General features: G+C 48.4%; 8 protein-coding genes. 6 read left to right on the forward strand and 2 right to left on the reverse strand.

Annotated features, from left to right (window positions below):
* The 4 genes from AB7U36_RS16660 to AB7U36_RS16675 all read left to right on the forward strand — a co-directional run.
* The coding region (locus AB7U36_RS16660; RefSeq protein WP_428160824.1) for a His/Gly/Thr/Pro-type tRNA ligase C-terminal domain-containing protein at positions 1–621 on the forward strand (621 nt) is incomplete at its 5' end.
* 31 nt (positions 622–652) lie between these two features.
* Positions 653–1,489, forward strand: coding sequence for an MBL fold metallo-hydrolase (locus AB7U36_RS16665; RefSeq protein WP_428160825.1), 837 nt, complete (start codon positions 653–655; stop codon positions 1,487–1,489).
* 124 nt (positions 1,490–1,613) lie between these two features.
* Complete coding sequence (locus AB7U36_RS16670) at positions 1,614–2,603, forward strand: ABC transporter substrate-binding protein (protein ID WP_428160826.1); 990 nt, start codon at positions 1,614–1,616, stop codon at positions 2,601–2,603.
* 217 nt (positions 2,604–2,820) lie between these two features.
* Positions 2,821–4,209 carry an ATP-binding protein gene (locus tag AB7U36_RS16675; RefSeq protein WP_428160827.1) on the forward strand — a complete coding sequence of 463 codons (1,389 nt, stop codon included), beginning with the start codon at positions 2,821–2,823 and terminating at the stop codon, positions 4,207–4,209.
* A 14-nt stretch (positions 4,210–4,223) separates the two neighbouring features.
* Here AB7U36_RS16675 and AB7U36_RS16680 read toward each other — a convergent pair whose 3' ends face one another.
* Positions 4,224–4,406, reverse strand: coding sequence for a hypothetical protein (locus AB7U36_RS16680; protein ID WP_428160828.1), 183 nt, complete (start codon positions 4,404–4,406; stop codon positions 4,224–4,226).
* Between the two features lie 274 nt (positions 4,407–4,680).
* Between AB7U36_RS16680 and AB7U36_RS16685 the strand changes: the two genes are divergently transcribed.
* Both AB7U36_RS16685 and AB7U36_RS16690 read left to right on the forward strand, forming a co-directional pair.
* On the forward strand, positions 4,681–4,986 hold the full coding sequence (locus tag AB7U36_RS16685) for a nucleotidyltransferase family protein (protein ID WP_428160829.1): 306 nt from the start codon (positions 4,681–4,683) through the stop codon (positions 4,984–4,986).
* Positions 4,979–5,347, forward strand: coding sequence for a HepT-like ribonuclease domain-containing protein (locus tag AB7U36_RS16690; RefSeq protein WP_428160830.1), 369 nt, complete (start codon positions 4,979–4,981; stop codon positions 5,345–5,347). Before AB7U36_RS16685 ends, AB7U36_RS16690 begins: the two co-directional genes overlap by 8 nt.
* Positions 5,348–5,365: 18 nt before the next feature.
* On the opposite strand, the gene AB7U36_RS16695 is transcribed toward AB7U36_RS16690, so the two are convergent.
* The coding region (locus AB7U36_RS16695) for an efflux RND transporter permease subunit (RefSeq protein ID WP_428160831.1) at positions 5,366–5,986 on the reverse strand (621 nt) is incomplete at its 5' end.

Below are 5,986 nucleotides of genomic sequence, written 5' to 3' on the forward strand. Positions count from 1 at the left end.
GCCACCAGCGGCCTTCGCAACGCCATGGACGCCTATGGCAGGGAATTCATGATCAATGAAGGGGATGGTGCATTTTACGGACCCAAGATCGACATCCATATCAAGGACGCCTTGGGCAGAACCTGGCAGTGCGGCACGATTCAGCTGGACATGGCCCTGCCGGAACGTTTTGACCTGGCCTACAAGGGCGCGGACAATGAAAAGCACCGCCCCATCATGATCCACCGGGTAATCTACGGTTCCATGGAACGGTTCTTCGGTATCCTTGTGGAGCATTTTGCCGGGCGCTTCCCCCTGTGGCTGGCACCGGTCCAGGCCGTGGTCCTGCCCATCAACCAGGAACTGGCCCCCTATGCCAAAGAGATCCGGAATCTGCTGGAGGTCCATGACATCCGCTGCGACGTGGATGACAGAAGCGAGACCCTTAAAAAGAAAATCAGGGAAGCCCAGCTGGACTATATTCCTTTAATCATCACCATTGGGGACAAGGAAAAGGAAGACAAGGTATTGTCCGTGCGCACCCTGGACGGCAAGGTCAAGATGGGAGTCACCCACAAAGCGTTCCTGACCAAGGTGTGTGCCCATATCAGGGACCGGGTTCTGGAGGAAATCGCCCTTTAAGGGACTTGAAAAAACACAGGAGCAATATGCCATGGAGATCACCTGCCTGCTTGAAAACAACACCACGGCCCCGCAACTTGCACCGGCCCACGGTTTAAGTTTTTTTATCCGCACCCGGACCCGGTCCATTCTTTTTGATATGGGACCGGACAACAAATTTGCGGACAATGCAAAACATTTGGGTGTGGACCTGGCAAAAACGGACATGGCAGTGCTGTCCCACGGGCACTATGACCATGGCGGCGGTATCCCGCAGTTTCAAAAAATCAATTCCAAAGCTCAACTCATCATGACCCGGGGGGCCATTGAAGGCAGGTTCTATGCCCGGTACCAGGGTCATGATCCCCGATATATCGGCCTTGACACCGATGCCATTGACAAAAGCCGCTGCCGGTTTATTGGTTCGGATCTGGCCTTGTCCGGGGAGTTAACCCTTATCGCAGGCTTTTTAAAAAAGGGGTTTATCCCCCAGGGCAATTCAGATCTTTTGAGACAGCAGGAAAACGGCCAACTGACTGAAGATGAATTTTCCCACGAACTGGCACTGCTGATCGCGGAAAACGGCACCTCGGTCCTGTTCACCGGATGCGCCCACTCGGGCATGGGGAATATGATTGATACGGTCCTTACCCGTACAGGCCTTGATCATATTGACCATGTGATCGGCGGATTCCACCTCTATAACCGCATAACCCGGATCACTGAACCGGACAGCCGCCTGGATATTCTGGCCAATGAACTGTCATCCTATGGCGGCACAACGTATTATACCGGCCACTGCACAGGACCTGAGGCCCCGGCCTACATGTCCCGTAAAATGGGGCGCCCCATCAACGTGTTTGCCACCGGCTCCCGGATTGAAATCTGAATCACCCTAAGGCGTTACTATTTATCGAAAAAAACGGGTAGATACCATATATTTTCTTGACATTATCTGTTTTTTGAATTTAGGTGAGGCCATTATCATTTAAATTCAGACGAGAGGAAGGATCATGAAAACGTTTATTTCCGTATTTCTTTTTGCCGTAGTTTCGTTTTATTTCCAACCCGCCATGGCGGGGGGGCCTCCTTTAACCATTGCAACGGGTTGGGGCGCAATGACCGGACCGGTGGAGATTGCCCAGGAAAAAGGGTTTTTCAAGGAACAGGGGATCAAAACAACAACATTATCCATGACTGGGGATAAACAGATATTCCAGGCCTATGTGCAGGGAAAGGCCGATGTAATGTGTAACAACAGCTTCTTTATTGCCCGGTCGAATCTTGACCCGTCTCACCATGTGATTATCGGGACACTTTCCTATACTGACAACCAGTTGAAACTACTTGCCAGAAAAAGTGCGGGCATCGACAGGGTTTCGGACCTGAAAGGCAAGAAGATCGCTGTGCCCCAGGGCAGTTTTGCCCATTTTTACCTTGAGAAGTTTCTGTTGTTCAACGGATTGACCATAGATGATGTTGAACTGGTGTTTGCGGGCAAAAAAGAGATTCCAGGCATCATTGAACGCGGACTGGCCGATGCCACAATGCTGCATGGCGTACCCATTGCGGAAACCAAAAAGATCCTTGGGGAGGATTATGTGATTTTTCAGAACCCGGCCATTCACAGGAAGGCCCAACAGTTGGTGGTGCATAGGGCATGGGTGGCACAGCACCGTGAACAGGCCAAAGGGGTGTTGCGGGCCATTCTTAAAGGTGAAGAATTCATCAAGACCCATATGGATGAAAGTATTGAAATCCTGGCAAAAGTCAAGAAATATGATGTCAAGGACATGGCCCAGACCGTCCGGCATGAAATGAATTATTACCTGAGCCTGGACCAGTCGATTTTTACCGACCTGGAAGGTATTGAGCAATGGGCACTGGACAACAATATTGTCGAGCGTAAAACCCCGAGGAATTATCTTGAAATGGTTGACTATTCTCTTCTGGAAGAGATAGATCCCAAAAGGGTGACCATTATCCGTCCGTTGTCGCTATAACAGGATGTTACGGGGACGTGCCGGGATCGGGCATTCCCCAAAAATGCAGGTATTTATATTTTTATCTTGACTTTGCTCCTTTTTGAATTTAATCCATCAATATCATCATCTAAGTTCTGAATTCAAAAAGGAGTAAAGGTCATGGGACAATCCACTCCGATTTATCTTAACGTTTCGATAGTTTTCAAAAATTCGAGTGCCTCGGTGAAAAGAAATCATGAAATTAAAAACAAATCTGACCGCTTTGGCGGCAAGTGTCATTCTTGTTCTCATCATCACGGGAATCGGTCTTGTCTATACGGAAGGTGAAATAGACAACGCCCTGTCTGCAAATAAAACCATTACCTTAATCGTGAATGAGGTGTTTCAGCTGAACCGGTTGGCTGCCGATGTCAACCGGGCCGGTATCCCGCGTACCCGCCTGCAGTGGCAGTGGAAAATGGATGCGCTGGCAACCCTTGCCTCAAGATTTCCCCAGGGCGACACTGTGGTGGATAAGATGCGTGTTGAAATGGTGCAGTTGAACCTGATTCTAAAGGGGTATATGCAGACCTTTGAAGATGTATTCTCCCTGGGCAGCCGGGACAGCTTTAACCGGGCAATACAGTTCCGGGTCCAGAACCTGACCATGTATCTTCATTCAATGTCCTCCCTCACCCAGGAGCTTTGGGTTGAAAGCTACGCCCATGTCCGGAACGTCCGGGGAAAACAGAGTACTTTTTTAATCGCCAGCATTGCCTCCTGGTGCATTTTGCTGGTTTTCTGGACCCTGACGCTCTGGTCCGGCATCATGACACCGGTGCGCAAGCTCCTGCATTCCACTGCCGTTGTCAGGCAGGGCAACCTGGCCCACCGGGTGGCGGTAAAAGACAACGGCCATGAAATGGATGCGCTTTTGATATCGTTCAATGCCATGCTGGACCGGCTGGAAAGCCTGACCCAAACCCGGAAGACTGTATTTGATATCACGGACAGGGAACAGGCATGGGTGGGACGCCAGCTCAATGAAGAGATCAGCCAGATTGTGACCGGTATCCAGCTTCATCTGGCTGTACTTAAAAATGAAAATACCGACAATCATATCATTGGAAAAATTTCCTTTTACCTGGATCAGATACAATCAGAAATCAAACAAATACTGAAAAAAATGCAGCCGGTCATGCTGGAAGAGTTCGGCCTTGCCACCACCCTGGAATGGTTTTGTGACGAAATCGGCAAGAATACGGACATCCGGCTTGATGTGCCGGCCAATGATCACGGTATTCCCAAAAGACTCCATATACCGGTTTTCAGAATTGTCCAGGAAGCTGCCAATAATGCCCTGAGCCACGGGAAACCGGATCGGATTTCCATCCGGATCAACGGCGATGGCAATATTGTCTGCCTGACCATCAAGGATGACGGCAAGGGATTTGAGTTATCCAAGGTCAAAAAAGGCCGGGGCCTGACCGCTATGCAGGTCCGGTGCGCCACGGAACAGGGCGATTTTTCCGTGGCATCTGAACCGGAAAAAGGCTGCCGTATAACGGCTTCTTTCCCGGTCCAGACGAATTCGGACCAGCCCGGCAATGCCGGGACAGATTTGTATCAGGCTGCATTCATATAGAGTCAAAGCCCTTATTAATCAATTTCTTCAAAGCCTAATTCCATGGAAGCCAGACACTCTGAACATTCCATTGTGGCATTTTCAAGATCAGGATATTTCTCTTTGATCTCTTCTTCGGTCATTGTTGATAAATGGCTGCATCCGCACTGCGGGCAGATGCCTTTGATTCTGTGGTTTTTTGTTTTCTTTTCAGTCATGATTCTCTCCTTGTTATAGGGTGATGGTCAAGCGCTGTTTAAGCCGGCTTCAAACAAAACAGGCTTAATTAAAAATAGAATATACAATTTATGTGCCAGATAATTGCTTTGTTTTTAAAAAAAATGAGGAACAAACCACAGTAGTTGTGGATATTTAAAAAAATGGTACAATACAAATTATTAGTGCGGCGGTTTTAATTTTTTTGTCCTGGATAATGACCAATTGCACAAACCGGAAGACCCCATCTAATTGATGGGTATCAAGGGGGCAAATATGAGGAAAAGAAATCTGAGCCTTGATGAAGTACTCAACGTACTCAAGGAACGAAAATCAATATTTGAAAAAAAATTCGGGATCAGTGCCATAGGTGTTTTTGGTTCTTTTGCAAAGGGAAAGAACGGACCTGGAAGTGATGTGGATGTTGTGGTGAAGATGGTCAAACCTGATCTTTTTTACATGGTTCATATTAAAGAAGAACTTGAGGACGATTACCAGACAAAAGTTGATATTGTCCATTATCGTGACAAAATGAATGCGTTTTTAAAAAAGCGTATTGATTCAGAGGCTGTTTATGTTTGATACGGAACTTGTAGATGAAATACTCAGCCAAATTCTAACGGCCGCACACCGTATTGAGAGACGATCCAGAGATATCTTTGAGCCCGATGATTTTCTTATTTCCGATGCAGGAATTGATAAGCTTGATGCGATTTGCATGATGTTAATCGCCATCGGTGAGAGTCTGAAGAATCTTGACAAGGTAACAGACGGCAAATTTCTTGTAAGATTTCCCGAAGTAGACTGGAAAGGTGCCAAAGGAATGCGTGATATTATAAGCCATCATTACTTTGACTTGAACGCCGAAGTAGTCTTTTCCATTTGCAAAGATCGTATCCCCGGTTTAATCGAAACAACAATGAAAATGAAGAAATCCTTCTGAAAACTGAAGAAGAAGACGTCAAGAGATATCCGCGTTACCCGGGGTTTTCTTCTGGGCCATGTAATACAGAACCGGCACCGCCATTCTGAAAATCAGCAGGGAGGCAATCTCACCAAACATCAGTGAAATGGCCAGGCCCTGGAAAATCGGGTCTGCCAGGATCACCGAAGCGCCCACAACAACCGCCAGGGCCGTCAGCAGCATGGGCCGGAACCGGATGGCACCCGCTTCCACCACAGCCTCTGCCAGGGGCAGGCCATGGCTTCGGCGCAGTTCGATAAAATCCACCAGAATAATGGAGTTTCTCACCACAATCCCTGCATCTGCCATAAACCCAATCATTGAGGTGGCGGTAAAAAACGCCCCCAGGGCCCAGTGCGCGGGCAGGATGCCGATCAAAGAAAACGGAATGGCCGCCATCACCACCAGCGGCGTGGCATAGCTTTTAAACCAGCCCACCATGAGCATATATATAAGCACCATGACCACGCAAAACGCCAGGCCCAGGTCCCGGAACACCTCCAGGGTAATATGCCACTCCCCATCCCATTTGACGGAGGGCTCGGACGGGTTAAACGGCTGCTTCAGGTTATATACGGTCACATGGTCCAGGCTTCCGCCGAAATCCCTGCCTGACAG

Source organism: Desulfobacter sp., assembly GCF_050177295.1.